15 protein-coding genes and 1 pseudogene are annotated in these 18,557 nt (G+C 70.9%); 7 read left to right on the forward strand and 9 right to left on the reverse strand.

The window, feature by feature from the left end:
• Window positions 1–72: 72 nt before the first annotated feature.
• Window positions 73–1,578 (reverse strand): MFS transporter, encoded by a 1,506-nt coding sequence (locus ACGF4C_RS18005; protein WP_393567307.1) that lies wholly within the window; start codon window positions 1,576–1,578, stop codon window positions 73–75.
• A gap of 309 nt (window positions 1,579–1,887) precedes the next feature.
• Here ACGF4C_RS18005 and ACGF4C_RS18010 point away from each other — a divergent pair, with 309 nt between their 5' ends.
• Complete coding sequence (locus ACGF4C_RS18010) at window positions 1,888–2,538, forward strand: TetR/AcrR family transcriptional regulator (RefSeq protein WP_393567308.1); 651 nt, start codon at window positions 1,888–1,890, stop codon at window positions 2,536–2,538.
• A 44-nt stretch (window positions 2,539–2,582) separates the two neighbouring features.
• On the opposite strand, the gene ACGF4C_RS18015 is transcribed toward ACGF4C_RS18010, so the two are convergent.
• From ACGF4C_RS18015 to ACGF4C_RS18025, 3 genes are read right to left on the reverse strand one after another with little or no spacing between them, the layout of a single operon-like run.
• Window positions 2,583–2,768, reverse strand: coding sequence for a hypothetical protein (locus ACGF4C_RS18015; RefSeq protein WP_393567310.1), 186 nt, complete (start codon window positions 2,766–2,768; stop codon window positions 2,583–2,585).
• Window positions 2,769–2,783: 15 nt separating this feature from the next.
• Window positions 2,784–3,497 (reverse strand): hypothetical protein, encoded by a 714-nt coding sequence (locus tag ACGF4C_RS18020; protein ID WP_393567311.1) that lies wholly within the window; start codon window positions 3,495–3,497, stop codon window positions 2,784–2,786.
• A 50-nt stretch (window positions 3,498–3,547) separates the two neighbouring features.
• The gene (locus ACGF4C_RS18025; protein WP_393567313.1) at window positions 3,548–4,063 is read right to left on the reverse strand and encodes an RNA polymerase sigma factor; all 516 of its coding nucleotides are present in this window, start codon (window positions 4,061–4,063) and stop codon (window positions 3,548–3,550) included.
• A 434-nt stretch (window positions 4,064–4,497) separates the two neighbouring features.
• Here ACGF4C_RS18025 and ACGF4C_RS18030 point away from each other — a divergent pair, with 434 nt between their 5' ends.
• Window positions 4,498–5,910: an amino acid permease gene (locus ACGF4C_RS18030; RefSeq protein ID WP_393567315.1), complete on the forward strand. Its 1,413-nt coding sequence runs from the start codon at window positions 4,498–4,500 to the stop codon at window positions 5,908–5,910.
• Window positions 5,911–6,019: 109 nt separating this feature from the next.
• Here ACGF4C_RS18030 and ACGF4C_RS18035 read toward each other — a convergent pair whose 3' ends face one another.
• The gene (locus tag ACGF4C_RS18035) at window positions 6,020–6,358 is read right to left on the reverse strand and encodes a toll/interleukin-1 receptor domain-containing protein (RefSeq protein ID WP_393567316.1); all 339 of its coding nucleotides are present in this window, start codon (window positions 6,356–6,358) and stop codon (window positions 6,020–6,022) included.
• 179 nt (window positions 6,359–6,537) lie between these two features.
• Window positions 6,538–7,674, reverse strand: coding sequence for a substrate-binding domain-containing protein (locus ACGF4C_RS18040; RefSeq protein WP_393567318.1), 1,137 nt, complete (start codon window positions 7,672–7,674; stop codon window positions 6,538–6,540).
• 506 nt (window positions 7,675–8,180) lie between these two features.
• Here ACGF4C_RS18040 and ACGF4C_RS18045 point away from each other — a divergent pair.
• The 4 genes from ACGF4C_RS18045 to ACGF4C_RS18060 all read left to right on the forward strand — a co-directional run bounded on the left by ACGF4C_RS18045 (window position 8,181) and on the right by ACGF4C_RS18060 (window position 12,542).
• Entirely contained in the window at window positions 8,181–10,748 is a 2,568-nt protein-coding gene (locus ACGF4C_RS18045; protein WP_393567320.1) for an ATP-binding protein, read from the forward strand.
• The gene (locus ACGF4C_RS18050) at window positions 10,729–11,205 is read left to right on the forward strand and encodes a roadblock/LC7 domain-containing protein (protein WP_030804461.1); all 477 of its coding nucleotides are present in this window, start codon (window positions 10,729–10,731) and stop codon (window positions 11,203–11,205) included. Before ACGF4C_RS18045 ends, ACGF4C_RS18050 begins: the two co-directional genes overlap by 20 nt.
• 412 nt (window positions 11,206–11,617) lie before the next feature.
• A complete protein-coding gene (locus tag ACGF4C_RS18055; RefSeq protein WP_393567515.1) occupies window positions 11,618–11,980 on the forward strand; it encodes a DUF742 domain-containing protein in 363 nt (120 codons plus the stop codon).
• On the forward strand, window positions 11,928–12,542 hold the full coding sequence (locus ACGF4C_RS18060; RefSeq protein ID WP_393567321.1) for an ATP/GTP-binding protein: 615 nt from the start codon (window positions 11,928–11,930) through the stop codon (window positions 12,540–12,542). Before ACGF4C_RS18055 ends, ACGF4C_RS18060 begins: the two co-directional genes overlap by 53 nt.
• A 373-nt stretch (window positions 12,543–12,915) precedes the next feature.
• Here the strand turns inward: ACGF4C_RS18060 and ACGF4C_RS18065 are convergent, their stop codons facing one another.
• The 3 genes from ACGF4C_RS18065 to ACGF4C_RS18075 all read right to left on the reverse strand — a co-directional run bounded on the left by ACGF4C_RS18065 (window position 12,916) and on the right by ACGF4C_RS18075 (window position 17,690).
• Window positions 12,916–13,725, reverse strand: coding sequence for a universal stress protein (locus tag ACGF4C_RS18065; RefSeq protein ID WP_393567323.1), 810 nt, complete (start codon window positions 13,723–13,725; stop codon window positions 12,916–12,918).
• 1,594 nt (window positions 13,726–15,319) lie between these two features.
• A complete protein-coding gene (locus ACGF4C_RS18070) occupies window positions 15,320–16,807 on the reverse strand; it encodes a HEPN domain-containing protein (protein WP_393567517.1) in 1,488 nt (495 codons plus the stop codon).
• A gap of 460 nt (window positions 16,808–17,267) precedes the next feature.
• Window positions 17,268–17,690: a YjbQ family protein gene (locus ACGF4C_RS18075; protein ID WP_393567325.1), complete on the reverse strand. Its 423-nt coding sequence runs from the start codon at window positions 17,688–17,690 to the stop codon at window positions 17,268–17,270.
• A gap of 167 nt (window positions 17,691–17,857) precedes the next feature.
• Here ACGF4C_RS18075 and ACGF4C_RS18080 point away from each other — a divergent pair.
• Window positions 17,858–18,499, forward strand: a pseudogene (locus ACGF4C_RS18080) (LLM class flavin-dependent oxidoreductase); the annotation flags it as partial.
• Window positions 18,500–18,557 lie beyond the last annotated feature (58 nt).

The raw sequence follows: 18,557 nt of genomic DNA on the forward strand, positions 1-18,557 counted from the left end.
GTGAGATGGCGCGAGCCGCGCCGCCCGGCGGGTACCTGCGGTCCCCGGCCGGCCCCGGCCCCGGACGCCACCTCAGCCGGCAGCCGAGTCGACCGTCCGCCCGGTAGCCCTCCGGCCCGGCAGGACGGCGAGGACCAGGACGGTGCCGATGGCCATGATGATGCCGCCGGTCAGGCTGGTCGTGGCGACGCCGTGGGCGAACGCCCGGTGCACGGCGTCGACCAGGGCCTGGGCCTGCAGGGGGCCGCCGGACGGGTCCTGGGCGATCCGTTCGGCGACCGCCAGGCCGCCGCCCACCGAGTCCTTGGCGGCGTCCATGGCCGCGGCCGGGAGGTGGCCGCCGGCCAGGTCGGTCAGTCGGTCCCGGTAGGAGGTGCCCAACAGCGAGCCCAGCACCGCGATGCCGAGCGAGCCGCCGAGTTCCAGGGCGGTGTCGTTGGCGCCGCCGCCCACCCCCAGCTCGTCCTCCGGGAAGGAACCCATGATGGTGTCCGTGGCCGGGGACACGCTCAGCCCGATCGCGAAGCCCAGCATCATCATCGGCGCCAGGAAGTCGGTGTAGGCCGAGCCCTGGTCGATCCGGGTGAGCAGGAAGACCCCCGCGGTCCCGATCGCCATACCGGCCACCACCATCGCCTTCATGCCCAGCCGCGGGGTCAGCCGGCCGGTCACCGCCGCGCCGACGAACACCGCACCGGCCAGCGGCAGCAGCCGTACGCCGGTCTCCAGCGCGTCGTAGCCGAGGACGAACTGCAGGAACTGCGTGGAGTAGTAGAGCGCGCCGAAGGTGCCGAAGAAGAAGAACAGCACCGCGAGCAGGGAGCCGCTGAAGGGGCGCAGCGTGAACTTCCGTACGTTCAGCATGGGGTGCGGGTGCCGCAACTCCCAGGCCACGAAGGCCGGCAGGCCCAGGCCCGCGACCACGGCGGCGGTGACCGGGCCGGCGCCCCAGCCGAAGTGCGGGCCCTCGATCGTCGCGTAGACCAGGCTGCCGACGGAGACGATCGACAGCAGGCCGCCCACGTAGTCGATCCGGCCCATGCCCTGCGCCTTCGACGACGGCACCAGGACCAGCGCGCCGATGACCGCGACGACCGCGACGGGGACGTTGATCAGGAAGGTGGCGCCCCAGGCGTGGTCCTCCAGCAGCCATCCGGCGACCAGCGGGCCGACGGCGATGGCGAGTCCGGAGGTGGCGGTCCAGGCCGTGATGGCGCGGGCGCGCTCGGCCTTCGGGAAGACCGCGACGAGCAGGGAGAGGGTGGCCGGCATGACGACGGCGGCGCCGACGCCCATGACCGCCCGGGCCGCGATGACCAGCTCGGTCCGGTCGACCAGGCTGCCCATGACCGAGCCGCCGGCGAAGACCACCAGTCCGGTGAGGAGCGCGCCGCGACGGCTGTATTTGTCGCCGATCGCGCCCAGCACCAGCATCAGCGCGGCGTACGGGACGGTGTAGCCGTCGACGACCCACTGCAGGTCGCTGCTGCTCAGGCCCAGGTCCCTGGTCATGTCGGGCGCGGCCACGATCAGCGAGGTGTTCGCCATGACCACGATCAGCAGGCTCAGACAGAGCACGAGCAGGGCCCACCACCTGCGCGGATACGGAGCTTCCCGATGCTCCCCGGGCGCCGGAGCGGGTGTGGACGCGCGGCGCCCCGCTGCGGGCGCTGCCGGCGGGGCTATGGATGCGGGATCGACGGGCGACACGGAACCTCCACGGCGAGGGGAAGGGAAGAGGGCAGGAAGGAGGGGGACGGGAACGACAGCGACGGCAGGAAACGGCGAAGCCGAACTTGCACAGTCGTGTGCAACCATATGAACCTGCACAGCGCTGTGCAAGTAAGTAGGATGGCGGGGCACCGCCGACACAGGAGCCGCCCGCCCATGACCAGCCGCCCAGGGCCCGCCCCGCAGCGCAGCCACGCCCGCTCCAACCGCGCCCGCATCCTGGCCACCGCCCGCGAGGAGCTCAGCCGCAACCCCGAAGCGAACCTGGAGGAGATCGCCCGCGCGGCCGGTGTCGTCCGCCGCACGCTCTACGGCCACTTCCCCAACCGCCAGGCCCTGATCGCCGCGCTCGCGGAGGAGGCCGCACAGTCGCTGGAGGAGGCGTTCACCTCGGTGCGGCAGTCCGACGCCGCCCCCGCGACGGCCCTGGCCCGCAAGACCCTGGCCGTCCGGGCCGTCGGCGACCGCTACCGCATGCTCATCGCCCTCGGCCGCCGCGACCTGGGCGAGGAGGGCATCCGCGCCGCGCTCGCCCCGGTGCGCGCGGAGGCGACCTCGATCCTGGAACGCGGCCAGCGGGAAGGCGTCTTCTCCGACCACCTCCCCGCCCCGGTCCTCGCCCAGGCCCTGGAATCCCTCACCCTGACCCTCATCGAGGCACAGGACCCGTCCTCCTGGCACGACCCCACGGGCGATGCGACCGCCCTGGCCGTCCTCATCGCCGCCGGCCTCACCCCGGCCGCGGCGCGTACGTGCCTTCGGACCGCCCGCGCGGAACTGGACAACAGCCCGGGCCCTGCCGACTAGACCCAACTAGCCTGCCGGCGGCACGCTCAGCACCGCACTGCTCGCTACAGCTGTTGCTGGAGCCACCAGAAGGCGAGGCCGACCGCACCCGTGCCGAGCCCGTAGCAGGTGCCGCGCAGCAGATGGGCGACCGCGTCGTGGCGGTGGCGACGCGCCCACCGCCGCAGGCGGACCATCCGGGTCACCCGCGCCGGATCCGGGTGCTGCGGCGGGCGCTTGCGCTTCCTCATGCGATGTCCTTCGTCTCAGCGGTGCTGCGCACAGTCCTGCAGGCGGCGGGCGATCTCGCGATCCGGCCGGCACACCAGCACATCGTCCGTTTCCTCCCGGGTCGCCAGCCGCTCGACCTCGGCGGTGAGCCCGGGCTCCCTGACCCGTACGGGCGGGCAGTTGCGCCGCACGTACGTCGCGAACAGGCCCAACCCCTCCATGAAGGCGTCGTCGGGGCCGTCCAGGCAGTTCTGCAGCAGGTCGATCCAGTGCTCGGCCTCGGCCACCTCGCCCCGGCCGAGGTGGTGCAGGTGCAGGCAGTAGGCCGCGGCTCTGTTACCGGCACCGGCGGCGAACTGCCACCAGAACTGGGCGCTTTCCGGATGGTCCGCGAGGGACAGCATGCAGGCGAAGACCTGCGCACCGTCGACGTCGAGGTCCTCCAGGTCGTCCTCGTTCACCAACAGCGCGGTGCAGTCCTCGGCGCCGCCGCCCGCGCCCTCCTCGCCACCGCCCTTCCGGCCGATCGCCTCCGCCAGCCGCTCGACGTGCACCGCGGCACCGGGCTGGTCGAGCACCCAGCGGACGACCACGGACAGCTGCTGCCGGGCCAGCGAGACCGGCGGCATGTCACCGGCCGGCGGCACATAGCCGGCGTCTTCCGCCAGCCGCCGCAGCCCCGCCCCGACATCGAACGCGCGCCGCCCGACGTGCAGCCTTCCCCCGGCCTCCGCAAGGAGCCGTTCCACACTGCTCCGTTCCCCACTGCTTCGTTCCACCCTGCTTCGTTCCACACTGCTCACTTCGGGTCCCCCTCTCCCCTGATGTACGACGCCATGGCCCGCTCCAGGCGCTCCTTCGCCTTGCGGCAGTGGTAGTCGACGGTGCTGTGGGTCACGCCCAGGTACCAGCTGATCTCGCAGGTCTCGCAGCGCAGCACGTACCGCAGCACGATGACGTCGAACTGCCGCGGCGGCAGACTGCACAGCGCGCGGTACAACCCGGTCTCACCGCGCAGCAGCGCCAACTGCCTGCGGAAACCGCCCAGTTGCTCCGATATGACGACCCGGCGCAGGATGGCCCAGGTCTGCTGCTGGAGGTTGCTCTCCTCCAGGAGGGCGTCCCAGTGGCGCAGAATCTCCAGGAACGCCCGGTGCACCGCCTCCTCGGCGGCGTCGTTACCGTCGAGGTGGAGCAGCGCGTACCGGTGAAACGCGTCCTGGTTCGCCAGGTAGAGCGCCTCGAACTCCAGCGGGAGGGGCAGTACCGCCTCCGCCACCGGACTGCCGTCCTCCGCATGGACATCTTCGGTCATGGGTCCTCTTCATGGCGGCTGGAACCTAAGGGCGGACGTCAACTGGGGTCGCGTCACCCACTGATGACGCCCACTCAACCCGACCAAACGGCCGAACACGCATGCTTGGGCGGCCGAATATCACCCATTGATCATCATGCGCTGCACAGCGTGATGACCTACCCAGCGGTAGCGGATCGTGAGCTGCCGCTTCGCCCGGGGCGAGCCCAGGGGTCCACGCCCTTCCCCGCCCCAGCAGTGACCCAACTCACAAGCGCCCACCACCCTTCCGGCAATACCCGGCTGCGCGCCGCCACCTCACCAACCACCCGTGTCAACCCCTTCACCCCCTGTAGGCGAACGGTCCGAATAGTGGGCGTTCACGTCGTACGGGCAGGTCGGGCCCCCAGACTTTTCCGGCTCACCGACGTCTCACCCAATGAACAGGCACGACCATGAGTCGGACAAACACCCGGTCCCCCGAGGACTCCCCGCAGGCCGCACCGGACGGCGAGTCCGTGCTGTCGCACGGCCTCAAGCAGCGTCATCTGTCGATGATCGCGCTCGGCGGCGTCATCGGCGCGGGGCTCTTCGTCGGCTCCGGGGCCGGTATCGCCGCGGCCGGGCCGGCCATCGTGCTGCTCTTCATCGGGGCCGGCGCGCTGGTCATGCTGATCATGCGGATGCTCGGCGAGATGTCCGCCGCGCGGCCCTCCACCGGCTCGTTCTCGGTGCACGCGGAGCAGGAGCTCGGCTCGTGGGCCGGGGTCACTTCGGGCTGGATGTACTGGCTGATGCTCTGCGCCGGCGTGGCCGCCGAGGCCACCGCGGCCGGCACGATCATGCACACCTGGGTGCCGTTCCTCCCTGGCTACGGCTGGGTGGCGGTCTTCATGGCGTTCTTCTGCGCCAGCAACCTGACCGCCGTCAAGAACTTCGGTGAGTTCGAGTTCTGGTTCGCCGCGATCAAGGTCGCGACGATCGTGGCCTTCCTGGTGCTGGGCGTGCTGGGCATCCTCGGGGTCTTCGGCAACCCGCCCGGCACCCGCCACCTCACCGGCCACGGCGGCTTCTTCCCCACCGGCGCCGCCGGACTCGCCGCCGGCCTGCTCACCACCATCTCCGGCTTCGCCGGTCTGGAGACCGTCACCATCGCGGCGGCGGAGTCCGACCATCCGAGCCGGAACGTGGCCCGCGCCGTCCGCACCGCCGTCTGGCGCATCGCCGTCTTCTACATCGGCTCCATGGCCGTGGTCGTCACCCTGGTCCCGTGGAACGACCCGAAGGTCGCCACGGAGGGCCCGTACGTCACCGTGCTCGACCGGCTCGGCATCCCGGCCGCCGGCACGATCATGCAGGTCGTGGTGCTGGTCGCACTGCTCTCCGCGATGAACGCCAACATCTACGGCTCCTCGCGCATGGCGTACTCCCTCGTCAACCGGGGCCAGGGCCCGCGCTTCCTGAGCCGGGTCACCCGGGGCGTGCCGGCCGCGGCGGTCCTGGCGTCCTGCGCCTTCGGCTTCGCCGCCGTGATCGCCGGGATCGTCTGGCCGACCACCGTGTTCGCCTGGCTGCTGAACATCGCCGGCTGCGCGGTGCTGGTCGTCTGGTCCATCGTCTGCCTCACCCAGCTGAGGATGCGCCGCCGCCTGGAGCGCGAGGCACCCGAGCTGCTCTCCGTGCGGATGTGGGGCTTCCCGTACCTGACCTGGCTGGCGTTCGCCGCCATCCTCGGCATCTTCGCCGTCATGGCCGCCTCGGCCGACGGCCGCAACCAGCTCGCCGGCACGGCCCTCGTGGTGGCCGCCCTGGCCACCGCCGGCCACCTCAAGCAGCGACGCGACCGGCGGGAGAAGAGCACGGGCTGAGGCCGGGGTCGGTCCCGCCTCCTGGGTCAGGTCGGCGGGACACCGGCCCTTCGGCAGCCGCCGGGCCCGGGCGGGACCGCGGTTTCTGCACTTACGCGTGCCATCGGCGTCAGCACCCCCGCGAGGCGCCGGGGAGCAACACGGGAATGACCCGAAGGGAGTGCCCGCTGACCCGGGCGCTGACCGCGAGCCGGACTTCCTCCTCCTGCCACGGCCCCAGACCATGTGCACCGCACATCACGAGGCAGCACGAACTGTCGGCCAGCGCCTCGCTCTGCCGCTCCTGCCAAGGCTCGCCCGCCACCAGGCACCAGTCGTCGAGGAACACGTGGAAGCCCTCCTCGTGCAGCCTCTCGACGAGTCGGTGCACCACCGGCAGATCCATGGCGTTGTAACTGATGAACGCGTCATAGGCCGACGCCGCGCGGCGGGCTTCGCTCTCCACCACTCCCCCATCGAACCGCGCCGGTACGCACACCGGCCTCAGCGACTGTCATCGCATGCGATTTCGACACCTGGCACGGCCACCCGATTATGCCCGCCGGCAACAAGCCAGGTCATCGCTCACGGCGCGGACACCGGCGCAGAGCGAGCACCGGGCCCGCCCCCACCGACCGCCAAAGGCTCTCACTCGCCCCAGATCTTCCGATACGCCTGCCGGTATCCCTCCGAGTCCCAGGACAGCGCGCCGCCGCTGTTGGTGGCGGTGGCGATGTGGACGGGGGCGACGTACCCGCTGTCCGGGGCGCCGGCGAAGGCGCGGTTGAACTCGTCGATGATCTGCCAGCCCTGTTCGGAGAGCGGCTCGGGGACGGTGGCGGCCTGGAACTGCTTGCCGTTGACGCGCTGGAAGGCCGACGGATCGCCGTCGCCCGCACCGATGTTGTAGGGGGCGCCGGCACCGTCCTTGCCCGCGGCGCGCAGGGCGGGGGCGGCGTGCTGGAAGTACAGGTCGTTGATGGCCGCGGAATACGTCCACCTGCGGCCGAAGCGGGAGAGCAGCGAGCGGACTTCCCCGATGGAGCGGCTACTGGCCTGCGGGATGGGGATGTTGGTGTAGCTCAGCAGCTGCACGCCGGAGCAGGTGGCGAGTTCCTTCTTGATCAGGTCGGACTTGTGCTTCGCGAACGGCACCGAGGCGTCGGTGAACAGGACGACACCGGCACGGCCGTTGGAGCGGTCGATGATCCAGTCGGCGCTGATCTTCGCGACGTCCTCGACCCTGGAGGTGATGTTGCTGAAGAGCTGCAGGTCCTTGCTGGGGCCGGGGGCGGCGGTGGCGTGCCAGCCGATCAGCGGAATCCCCGCCGTACGGGCCTTTTTGACGTCCTCCGGGGCGATGCCGGGGTCGAACCCGCTGAGCACGATGCCGTCCGGCTTGAGGTCGAGGGCCTGCCGGAAGGCGGCCCGTTGGCCGCCGGGCGTGCCCTGGCCGTTGAGGGTGCGGGCGTGCCAGCCGAGGATCTTGGCGGCTTCCTGGAAGCCCTGGGCGACTCCGGCGACGCCCGGATTGGTCAGGGTCTGGGCTATGTAGACGACGGTCTTGCCGTGCACGGCCCTGGGCCCGGTGGTGGGGCCCTTCCAGGGGGCGTTGACCGCCTCGGCCTTCTTGACGGCCTGCTCGGCGCGGGAGCGGGCGGTGGGGCAGCCGGGCTTGGCGGAGCTCTTGTGGGAGGCGGCGGCACCGGCGCCGGCATCGCAGCCGGCGGTGGCCATGACCAGGAGTGCGGCGGCGGTCATGACCGCCTTGCGGGTGGGGTGCACGGGTGTCCTCGCAGCGCAGGATGGGGGTACGGGTGGGGTGGGGGGAGACAGGTTACGGGTGGCGGTGGTCCGTCGGGCAGCCGCCTTGGGGAGATGCCCCCACCGTCGGAGATGCCGCGTATGCCGCCCGTGCCGGACCCGGTGGAATCGCGCCAGTTCGCGCTCGCCTTCTCTCCCCCTTCGCACGGTTTCACTCCCTTTCCCGCTCCTTCGTTACGCTTCCCGGCGGCCACCGGATCGTGGGCGACCAGGCATTTCGCCGGGCCTTAACAGACCAAAAGTGACGAAGAGTTGAATAGTGCGGGGTCTCGATGCGCCACGTGTTGCATGCCCGTGCACAAGCGGTAGTGTTCACGGCCGGTTGACCGTGTGGCGGAAACCTTTCGCTCGCATTTGGGGTGCAAACCTCGCAATCTTCGTGCTTCACCGTCGTCGCGCTGCCCGTCGTCGGCGGTCGGCACCACCACCTCGGTCACCGCTCAGCAGCACGTCGTAAGGAGGCCCGGGTGTCCGTGGACGCAGTGGACCCGCCGCAACACGAACCCGAGCCGTCCCGGCGTTCACCGTTGCGACCGCGGTTCCGTCAGCAGGCGGACGCCCTCCTCGACCGCTGGCCGTTCCGGCGGAAGCTCAACGTCCTGGTGATCGCGCCCGTCGCGGTCGTCGGCGTACTGCTGGGCATCGGCGTCAACACGCAGGTGCAGAAGGCCCAGGACGCCGGCCGCAGCGCGGAGCTGGTGCGGGACAGCGAGCAGGTCACCCGGCTGATCAACGACGTACAGGCCGAACACCGGCAGGCGCTCCTGCTGTCCGTGGAGCAGGAGTCGGTGCGGCCCGGCGCCGCACTGCCGTCCACCGCCGCCTACCGCCGGACCCAGCAGGACACCGACGAGCAGGTCACCGCCGTGCATTCCGCGTTCGGCCCGGGCCTGCCGAAGGACGAGGCCCGCGCCCTGGACTACATCCGCGGTCTCGCCGTACTGCGCGACAAGGTCGAACGCGGATCGGTGCCGGCCGCCACCATCGACCCCGCCTACGCCGCCGCCGTCGGCTACCTGATCGACGGCATCGGCCTGGACCGCTACGCCGGCACCTCGTCGTCCTCGGTCACCAACCTCCTCGACACGGTGCTGCGCGCCGACGCCGCCCACGCGGCCTTCGAGAGCGGGGTGTTCTCCGCCCAGACCCGGGACGCCAACGCGCTCACCGAATACACCCGCGCGGTCGGCGCCCACAAGCTCTACGAGGAGCAGACCGCACGGTTCGGCCGGATCGCCGACCCGGAGCAGGTCCTGGCGCTCGGCGCGATCGAGCGCGACGCCGAACAGAACGGCATCGAGGCCCAGTTCGCGGAGCTCCAGATCGACCCCGGCTCCCTGCAGGGCCAGACCCCGCACCAGCTGCGCAAGGCGATGGCCGCCGGAACCCGGCAGGCCGAGGCCCGCCTCTCCGTCACCCGGTCACTGATCGAGCAGATCGCCGCCCGGGCCGACGGCCTCTCGCACAGCGCCCTCGACAACGCGCTGACGATGCTCGGTCTCGCCCTGCTCGGCTTCGCCGCCTGGCTGACCTTCGCCGTCCTGGTCCGGCGCTCGGTCGTCCGCCCCCTGGCGGCCCTGACCGGCGCCGCCCAGCAGGTGGTCGACGTGGCCGGCGAGGAGCTCGCCAGGGTCGAGGACGACGATTCCGCGGACCGCACCCCGCTGCGGCCACGGCCGATCCCGGTCCCGGTCCGCGACGAGATCGGCCACCTGGCCGAGGCGTTCAACCAGGTACAGGTCACCGCCGCGGCGCTGCTGGAGCGGCAGGTGCTCAGCCGCCGCAACGTCGCCGAGATGTTCGGCAACGTCGGACGCCGGGTCAGCAACCTCACCTCGCGCCAGCTCATGCTGATAGACGCGGTGGAACGCGAGGAGACCGACCCCGACGTCCTGGAGCGGATGTACCGCATCGACCACATCGCCGTCCGCCTCCAGCGCAACGCCGACAGCCTGATGCTGCTCGCCGGCATCCGGGACCCAGAGGTGGAGGCCCGGCCGACCGGTCTGGCCAACGTCATCCGGGCGGGTCTCGGCCAGATCGAGGGATACCAGCGGGTGTCGCTGCGGGCCGAGACCGAGGTCGTGGTCGCGCCCGACATCGTCGACGACCTGACGCTGATGCTCGCCGAGCTGCTGGAGAACGCGGTCTCGTTCTCCCCGTCCGACACGCCCGTCGAGGTCGTCGTCCGGCCCGGCACCGACGTCACCTCGGACGGCGGGGCCCTGATCGAGGTCATCGACCACGGCCTCGGCATGAGCGCGGAACGCCTCGCCGAGGAGAACTCCCGGCTGGTCCGCCGGGAACGGCTCGACCTCGTACCGACCAAGGTCCTCGGCCTGTTCGTGGTCGGGAACCTCGCCCGGCGCTCCGGCATCCGGGTCACCCTGAGCCGCACCCCGGGCGGCGGGGTCACCGGCACCGTCTGGCTCCCCGCCGCGCTGCTGCTGGCGGTGAACCCGGCCCCGACGCCGTCACCGGCCACCCCGCCGCCGGCTCCGGAATCGGCTGGAGTGGCGGCAACGGCGCAGCCCGAGCCCTCGCCCACGAACGAGCCCGGACCCACACCCGAGCCCGAGCCCGAGCCCAAGCTCGCGGCAAAGGCAGCCGAGCCCCCCTCCGCTTCCCCCTCCGCCGCCACGCCCCTGCCCGTACGGGCCCTCGCCACCGCGCCCGAACGGCAGCCGGGCGGGACCTCCCAGGAGGGCGAGCTCCCCCGGCGCCTGCCACGCCGCGGCACGGACGACGCGGAGCGGAACACCCCGGCGTCCGCGCCCCGGACGGACCGGTCCGTCCGGCCGCTGCGACGGCGGGTACGGGGCGCGACGCTCGACATGACCTCCCCGACGGCCGACCGAGCGGCCCAGGCCGCGCGCCGGCCCGTCGACGCCGACGCGGTCCGATCGGAACTCGACGAATTCGAGGCCGCGGTACGCAGGGCGGAGCAAGAGAGTGCGCCCGCCACAAGCGAACCGGCGCCATCGACACACCAGCAACCCCGGAAGGAGTCGGGCAGTGAGCACGCCGACAGGTAACAGCGGTTCCGAGCGGGAGGAACCCACCGATCTGACAGCCGCCGCGGCCGACTTCACCTGGCTGCTGGACCGGTTCGCCACCCAGACCGCCGGCGTCGTCGACGCCATCGCGGTGTCGTCGGACGGCCTGCTGATCGCCGTCTCCCAACTGCGCGAACAGGCCGACTCCGAGCGGCTCGCAGCGATCGTGTCCGGCGTCACGAGCCTGGCCGCCGGCGCCTCCGGCAACTACGGCCTGGGCGGCCTCAACAAGGTCATCATCGACCTGGAGGGCGGCCACGTGCTGGTCTCGGCCATCGGCTGCGGTGCCGTCCTCGGCGTGGTCACCTCGAAGGAGGCGAAGCTCGGCAACATCGCCTACGAGATGACCCTCTTCGCCAACCGCGCCGGGAGCGCCCTCACCCCCCAACTGGTCCTGGAACTCAAGAAAACAGCCGGCGCGGCCCCGGCCCGCTGACCTGCGCCGCCACCACCGCCACGGCAAGCGCCAGGGGGCGGACGCTGAGCAGCGGTTCAGCAGAGCAGTGCCGGCGCTGAACAGCGGTCAGGGCCGGCTCTGAACAGCAGGGCAGTGCCGGCACTGGGAACAGAATCACTGCCGGCACTGGAAGAGGATCTTTGCGGGCGCCGAGAAGAGGATCATGATGGTGGCCGGTGAACCAGAACCGAACGAGTCACCGAACGAGTCAGCGGACGAGCGGACGGCCGAGTCAACGGGCGAGCGCGCGGACAAGCCGGTGGACAAACCGGCGGACGAGCGAACAGGCAAGTCAACGGTCGAGTCAGCTGGCGAGTCCACGGTCGAGTCCGCGGTCGAGTCTGCGAGCGACGCCCCGGACCCGTCCGAACCGGTCGGCCGCGCTCCCGCCATCCGGCCCTTCCTGCTGACGGCCGGCCGGGTGGCCGGGGGCGGCACCGGCCCACCGCTCCCGGTCGAGACCCAGATCGTCGCGACCGCGTCCGGGATCTCCGTCCTGGGTTCCCTGGCCTTCGAACAACGCGACATCGTCGCCGCCTGCCGACATCCGCAGTCGGTGGCCGAACTGGCCGCGCGGCTGCGCCTCCACCTCAACGTGGTCCGGGTGCTGGCGGAGGACCTGCGCGCCGCCGGGCATCTGGCGGTCCACGTCCCGCACGCCGGCACCACCCAGGACATCTCCGTACTGCGAAGGGTTATCGATGGTCTCCGTGCCGTCCCCGACTCACGGGACACACTCCGTGACAGCGGTTGAACCGCCGCCGGTTCCGGTCAAGTTGGTCATCGCCGGCGGCTTCGGCGTCGGCAAGACCACGGCCGTGGGCGCCATCTCCGAGATCCGGCCGCTGACCACGGAGGCCGCCATCACAGAGGTCGCGGCGGGCGTGGACGACCTCTCCCACACCCCCGGCAAAACCACGACCACCGTCGCCATGGACTTCGGCTGCATCACCATCGACCCGACGCTGAAGCTGTACCTGTTCGGCACCCCGGGCCAGGACCGGTTCGGCTTCATGTGGGACGACGTGGTCGAGGGCGCCCTCGGCGGCCTGGTGATCGTGGACACCCGCCGGCTCGACGACTGCTACGCCGCGGTCGACTACTTCGAGCACAAGAACATCCCGTTCGCCGTTGCCGTCAACGCCTTCGACGGCGAGATCCACCACGACCTCGACGAGGTCCGCTGGGCCCTCGACGTCTCCGACCACGTCCCCCTCACCGTCTTCGACGCCCGCAAAACAGGCTCGGTCCGCGACGCCCTCCTGGTCGTACTCCAGGTCGCCCTCTCCCGCGCGGAGGGCGCTACGGGGAAGTGAACGGGACGCCGCCGCTCACAAGGCCGAGGAGCGAAGACGCGCTCTTGTCGACAGCCGAGGTGGCGGACGGTCTTGACGAGCGGCGTCGAGCAGCCGGATTCCGCAGCAGTTCTGGTGATCCTCGGGCTGTGGCAGCGCCCGACAGTGCGGGAGTCCGTTCGCGCCGCGACCGCAGTAGGCCGTCCGGGTGATGACCGTCGCCCTGTCGTCTCGCATGACGGCCGCCACGGGCGACTGTACGCACGGCGCCCTGGCCGTGCTCGCCCGCGCCGTACTCGCCGTCGACACGCCAGCGGGCAAGCAGGCAAGCGGGCAAGCGGGCAAGCAGGCCTCGTCGCAGCAGGCCGTACGGGTCGTCAGGCGCGCCGGCCGGTCATGTCTTGCCGCGGACGACGGTGACGGAGCAGTGCGCGTGGTGCAGCAGTGCCTGGCTCACCGACCCCAGGAGCAACCCGGCAAAGCCACCGCGTCCCCTGGCTCCGACGACCATGAGCTGGGCAGTCCGGCTCGCCTCGATCAATACCTCGCGGGTTTCGCCGCTCAAGACTTCGCGTCTGACCGTGACGTCCGGATAATTCTCCGTGCGGCCGGCGACAGCCTGGGCCAGCAGCCGCTCCGCGCTTTCGACGCCCGTACCGGGCGGCGCGTAATCCGGCAACCACGCATGCGCGGCGACGACCTCGGCTCCGCGCAGCGCCGCCTCGGCGAAGGCGAATTCGACCGCTTCCTCACCGACCTGCGAGCCGTCGACGCCCAGCACGATCGGCCCGGCTTCCGCCGGTTCCTCGCGGGCCACCATCACCGGACATTGGGCATGGGCGGCCAGCGAAGCCGCCGTTGATCCCAGCAGCAAGCCGATGAATCCCCCCATACCCCGGGGGCCGACGACCACCAGGTCCGCGGCTCGCGACTCGGCCTCCAATACCGCCACCGGTTCACCCGTCACCACGGCCGCGGTGACCTGCAGCTCAGGCGCCACACTCCGGGCGCGGTCCGCGGCATCGTTCACCAAACGGTCGAGCGGTGACGGGTCCAGCGGCGTGTGCATGGGCCTGACCGGCCAGCTCAAGGCGTTCACCACCCGCAGATCCGAACGACGCCGCTGGGCTTCCCGGGCGGCCTGTTCCACCGCGGCAAGGCTCGACGACGAGCCATCCACTCCAACGACGACCAGGTTGCCCACCGCTCCTCCATCGCTCGATTCAGCTTCCAAGCCTCACCCCGGTAAGGCGTTGCTGCAATCCGGCCGAGCGACCGGCGTCGGTGGGGCATTGGGGCGTTGATACAGGTGGGTAATGGGTGACCTCATGGCTGGGGTCATGCAGTGAGGCCCACCTGCCGGTGCAGGGAACCGGCACGCCGCGGCCTTCCCCGCCGCATCGCCTCCCTTCTGCACGGAGTCGCCTCAACAGGTCGCCCGAACTTGGTGCGGCTCACGGTTCCGGCTCCTGGTTCCGGCTCCTCGTTCCGGCTCCAGTCCGCTTGGTATCGATCCCTTAGGAACACCAGAAGAGGAAGCAGGTCCGCGACCGTGTGGCGCGTGGTGCGGGCGTCTGGTTCGCCCCCGCGTTCGTGGGTGACGGCTTTGGCTGGGGCGGTTGCTTGGCGGTGGGTCGGGTGGCGACGGGCGGTGCCGTGGTCGCGGATGCGGGAACCGCAGAGTGGGAGACGGCGACGTCCGATGCCGATGCCGACGGCTTCGCGGCGTGCGACGGACGAGCCGGCTCTCCCGCGGTCCGGCTTGGTGCTGGCTCCCCGGTGGCGGACGTGGCGGCGGGCGTGGGCGACGCCTGCGACTCCGTGTGCCTTCCGTGTGTCGGACCAGTGGGCAACAGTTCCCCCGACAGGCCTGTCGCGACGACGCCGACCAGTACGACCCCACCCGCGACGCCGAGGGCCATCTTGGTCTTGCCGCCCTTGCGGCGCCGTGCCCGGCGCGGGCCCCTGCCGCGGCGGCGCGTCGCCGACGACCGGTGGGAGGCGTACGCCTCGTTGCCGTCACCGGGACCGGCAGCCGCAGCCGCAGCCGCATCCGCGTCAAGGCCGGTGGCCGTGCCGGGGGCGAAGTCTCCGTCGGCCAGGCCGGGTCCGTTGGGTTCGCCGCCCCGTTCGGGAAGGGGCCCTGTCTCGTACGACTCCGGGGGCTCGTACGCCTGCGTCTGCTCGTAGGTGTGCGGGGCCTCGAGGCCCCCGTCGTACCGGTACGTTCCCGTGTGCTCGTAGACCGGCGGCTCGGGCATCAGCGGGACGCCGCTCCGGTAGAGGGGGTGCGGCCGTGATGAGGGGTAGCCGGTGGCTACGCCACCGTGGGCATGGCCGCACGCCGGGCACGACTCCGCCTTCCCATCGAGATAGGTCCCGCATCCAACGCAGTAGTCCATGCGGTTGTCCGTTTCCTCCGGTCGCCGCCCCCCAGATGGCGGCACCCTACTGACGCGGCGATGACCGGCCCACCCCGCCCCCTCGCCAGGTCCGAGGTATACCGATGCGCCCCTGGTGCGGCACTACGCCCTGCCGACCTCCGGCTTGCCCGGTTGGTCGACAGGGAACACGCGTCCCTTCGTGGCGGCGGGCCGGTCGATCGAAGAGGGGACGCCGGCCGGTCCCAGGCGCACAGCCCCCTTCGGCATCGCCAGATCAAGCGCAGCGTTCCCGAACAATTCCGGAACAAGAAAACAGCAGTCAGGAGAATCGTCAGAGGCCGGCCGAATGGGCGGAAAGCCAGTCAGCGTGCCGGTCGCGGATCCAGTCCCGATTCCCGTTCTCAACCATCCGACTTAGGAGTCCGCCTCGGACGTACTCAGCCAGTCCCGTGCACTCCCGGCCGTAGCGCGCAACTGCGGGTGGTCACGCACGACCTCTCGTTGGCGTTCGGCCGGCAGCCCAAGTTCGTTCAGCAGATTCAGAATAACCACCGCAGTGGTGACGTCCACAATGGCGATCAGCTCCTCGAGCTTGTGGTGGGGGGTTCGCCCCTCGTGGGCCAGGTCGTTGCGCGCTCGGGTCGTGCGCCTGGCCCACCGGTCCACGTCTGGCACGAGCGCGGACAGCGCCTCCTGGTCGGGGCGGGCCGCGAGTGCGTACAACCGATCCCGAAGTGTCGGGTCATTGCGTAGGAAGCCGCGGATTCGCTCCCTGTGCTCCTCGGGCACCTGAGCCAGCATCGCTTCGCGCATCGGTTTGAAGACCTCCGACGGGATCGGCGGTTCGTCGATGTCAAAGCCACGGTGCAGCACCTCAGCCGCTCCCACCGCCGTCAGGAGATTGTTCTCGACGTACCGTGCCGGCGCGTACCGAAGCCCCAGAACCATGTTTGTCGCGGACTGCAGCCGCTCGTGCATATCGCACCAGCGGGGGATGATCTCCTCGAAGGGCAGAGCCTCGCAGGTGAAGAACACACGATGAGGAGCGGCTGCCTTCGCATCGTGCTTCCCGACCACAGAGGGCGAGTGGAGCACGTCGACATTCCGCTCCGGCCGCAGCCCGCCGGACTCCGACACGGCGTCGTCCGGGGCCAGTTTCAGGCGTACCCAGATCATGCCTGCAGCACGGTGAGTGGCAAGGGCGATCAGGTCTTGTATCAACCGGGCACAGCCCATCGCATCACGCAATGAGGACGCCTCGCGCCGGGTGATCCGTATGTACGCGGTATCCCGCATGCGACCAACGGTTCCGCCCCGACGCCGATCGAAGAACGGCAGCGTGTGGCGGTGCGCGAGCACGAACTCCGTCCCGTCGACTTCGACCGACTGCACCTCCACGGGCTTGACGGAGATGGTGCCACTCCCATCAGGACGCCCGCTGGAGGTACCCAAGAACCCTTCGAACACTGACGATGCCGCCCAATGCCCGAGGTCCTCCACCGACACCTCTGTCGTGGAGAACGCCGCCTCGTCTTCACTGCCGATGTGCGCCCCGATGAGTGCCGTCGTTGCCGCGACGTTCTGTTTGTCGGGGGTCTTCACCCGCGCACCGAAGGTCCGCCGGCCGTCGACAGGAAAGCAGCCGAAGAGGCTGATCTCGCGCTGATCGGCGGCGCCATGGATCACATCCCACGTTCGACGGCCCTCATGGACCATCAGCACACCGGGAGCAGGCGTCGTCGTGACCCGGTCCTCGAACGCGCCGATCAAAGAGAGCGTCAAGCCGCATTCGGGCTCGTAGCGGAGCACGCCTGGCACCCGGTGCCCAGGGTCTTCCGGCAGCCACCACAAGCCCGCCCACTCGCCCGACGCGTCGAGATTCAGCGGCTCACTGCCCATCATGTTCACCTTTCCCGTCGTACGGAGCGTTCGCGGGTTCTCGCACGGCACTCTTCCGAATTATTCCGGCGTTGTGTCGCGGGGAAGAAATCAACCGGGGCCGGCGACAAGGCGCGGCTCCGGGCGCTGAGGGAACCGCTCCGGGGCTGATGGAGGCTTTGATGCGCCCCGGTTCACATGGAGTCAAGTTGCTGGATTCCAGGCGGTCGAGGGGGTTGGTTGTCCACAATTCGAACTCGAGGGGTGTGCGCATGCCGCCCGGACGTCTGCCACACCGTCCGGCTGACCCTGACGGGGGCGGAGCGGCGGCTGTGGTGTGCGGACCGGGCGACGGTACGTGCCGCGGCAGCTTGGCGCGGGCGTCCAGCACCTCGATGCCGATCAGGACGCCGTCCGCGTCGAAATTGACCGGCGCGTGAGAAGAGTCGGCGGCCGCACCCACGGGAAGTCTCGGGCGCCCCGGTCACCCCAGGAAGCTCAGCCGGACCTGGCGGTTGGCATTGTCCTTGTTGGTGTCGACCAGGCAGACGGACTGCCAGGTGCCGAGGGCCATGCGGCCGGCGATGACCGGCAGGGTGGCGTGTGGCGGGACCAGGGCCGGCAGGACGTGGTCCCGGCCGTGGCCGGGGCTGCCGTGGCGGTGGCGCCAGCGGTCGTCGGCGGGGAGCAGGTCGTGCAGGGCGGCGAGGAGGTCCTCGTCGCTGCCGGCTCCGGTCTCGAGTACGGCGATGCCGGCCGTCGCGTGCGGGACGAAGACATTGAGCAGGCCGTCACGGCCGTCCGCGGCGTCCCGGAGGAAGGCGGCACAGTCGGCGGTGAGGTCGGCGACGGTCTCCGTCGAGCCGGTGGTGATGTCCAGGATGCGGCTGGTGAATGCAGAGCTCATGCGTTCATCTTCGTACGGGACGGACGTCCCGGTCGCCCTCGTCGCCCTCGTCGCCCTCGTCGCCCCGGTCGCCCCGGTCGCCCTGGTCCGCAAGGTGGCGGGCGCGGGTGGCAATGTTGTGTCAATGCCGCGGAAACAAAGGTCCACGACCCGAGATGGCGTTTGACTTCTTCGGCGGGTCGTCGGCGGCCGCGGGGCCGGTCGCCGCACGGAACGTCGACGTCCATCTCACCTGGGGCGAGCCGCCCGCGCAGGTGAAGGAGAAGATCGACTGGGTACGGGGGCTCGCGGAAGGGGACGGGCGCACGGTCCGGTTCGGCATCCGGTTGCACACCGCCTCGCGGGACTCCTCCAAGGAGGCGTGGGCGACCGCCGACCGTCTGCTGGACGACCTCGATCCGGCGACCGTCGCGGCCGCCCAACAGGCCCTCCGCAGGAGCGAGTCGGTGGGCCAGCAGCGGATGCTGGCACTGCACGGCGGCTCCCGCGACAAGCTGGAGATCGCGCCCAATCTGGGGGCGGGGGTCGGTCTGGTACGGGGCGGTGCGGGGACCGCGCTGGTCGGCAGCCACGCCGAGGTGGCGGACCGGATCGAGGAGTACCACGCACCGGGCATCGAGCACTTCGTACTCTCCGGCTATCCGCACCTTGAGGAGGCGTACTGGTTCGGCGAGGGCGTCCGTCCGGAACTGGCCGCCCGCGGTCTGCTGCCTGCCGTGCGCTCCCCGCTGGGCGCCGTACCGGCAGCGAACGGCCGGCCGGCCTCGGCACCGGGCGGGGCACCCCTGCTGATCGCGGGCGGACGCTGAGGGCCGGCGCGCCAGGCACGGGGCCGGGATCCGGGCCCCCTGGGACAGCCGGCCGGGA

Origin of the sequence: Streptomyces sp. NPDC048197 (genome assembly GCF_043202395.1) — a bacterium.
GTDB classification, from domain to species: domain Bacteria; phylum Actinomycetota; class Actinomycetes; order Streptomycetales; family Streptomycetaceae; genus Streptomyces; species Streptomyces siderophoricus.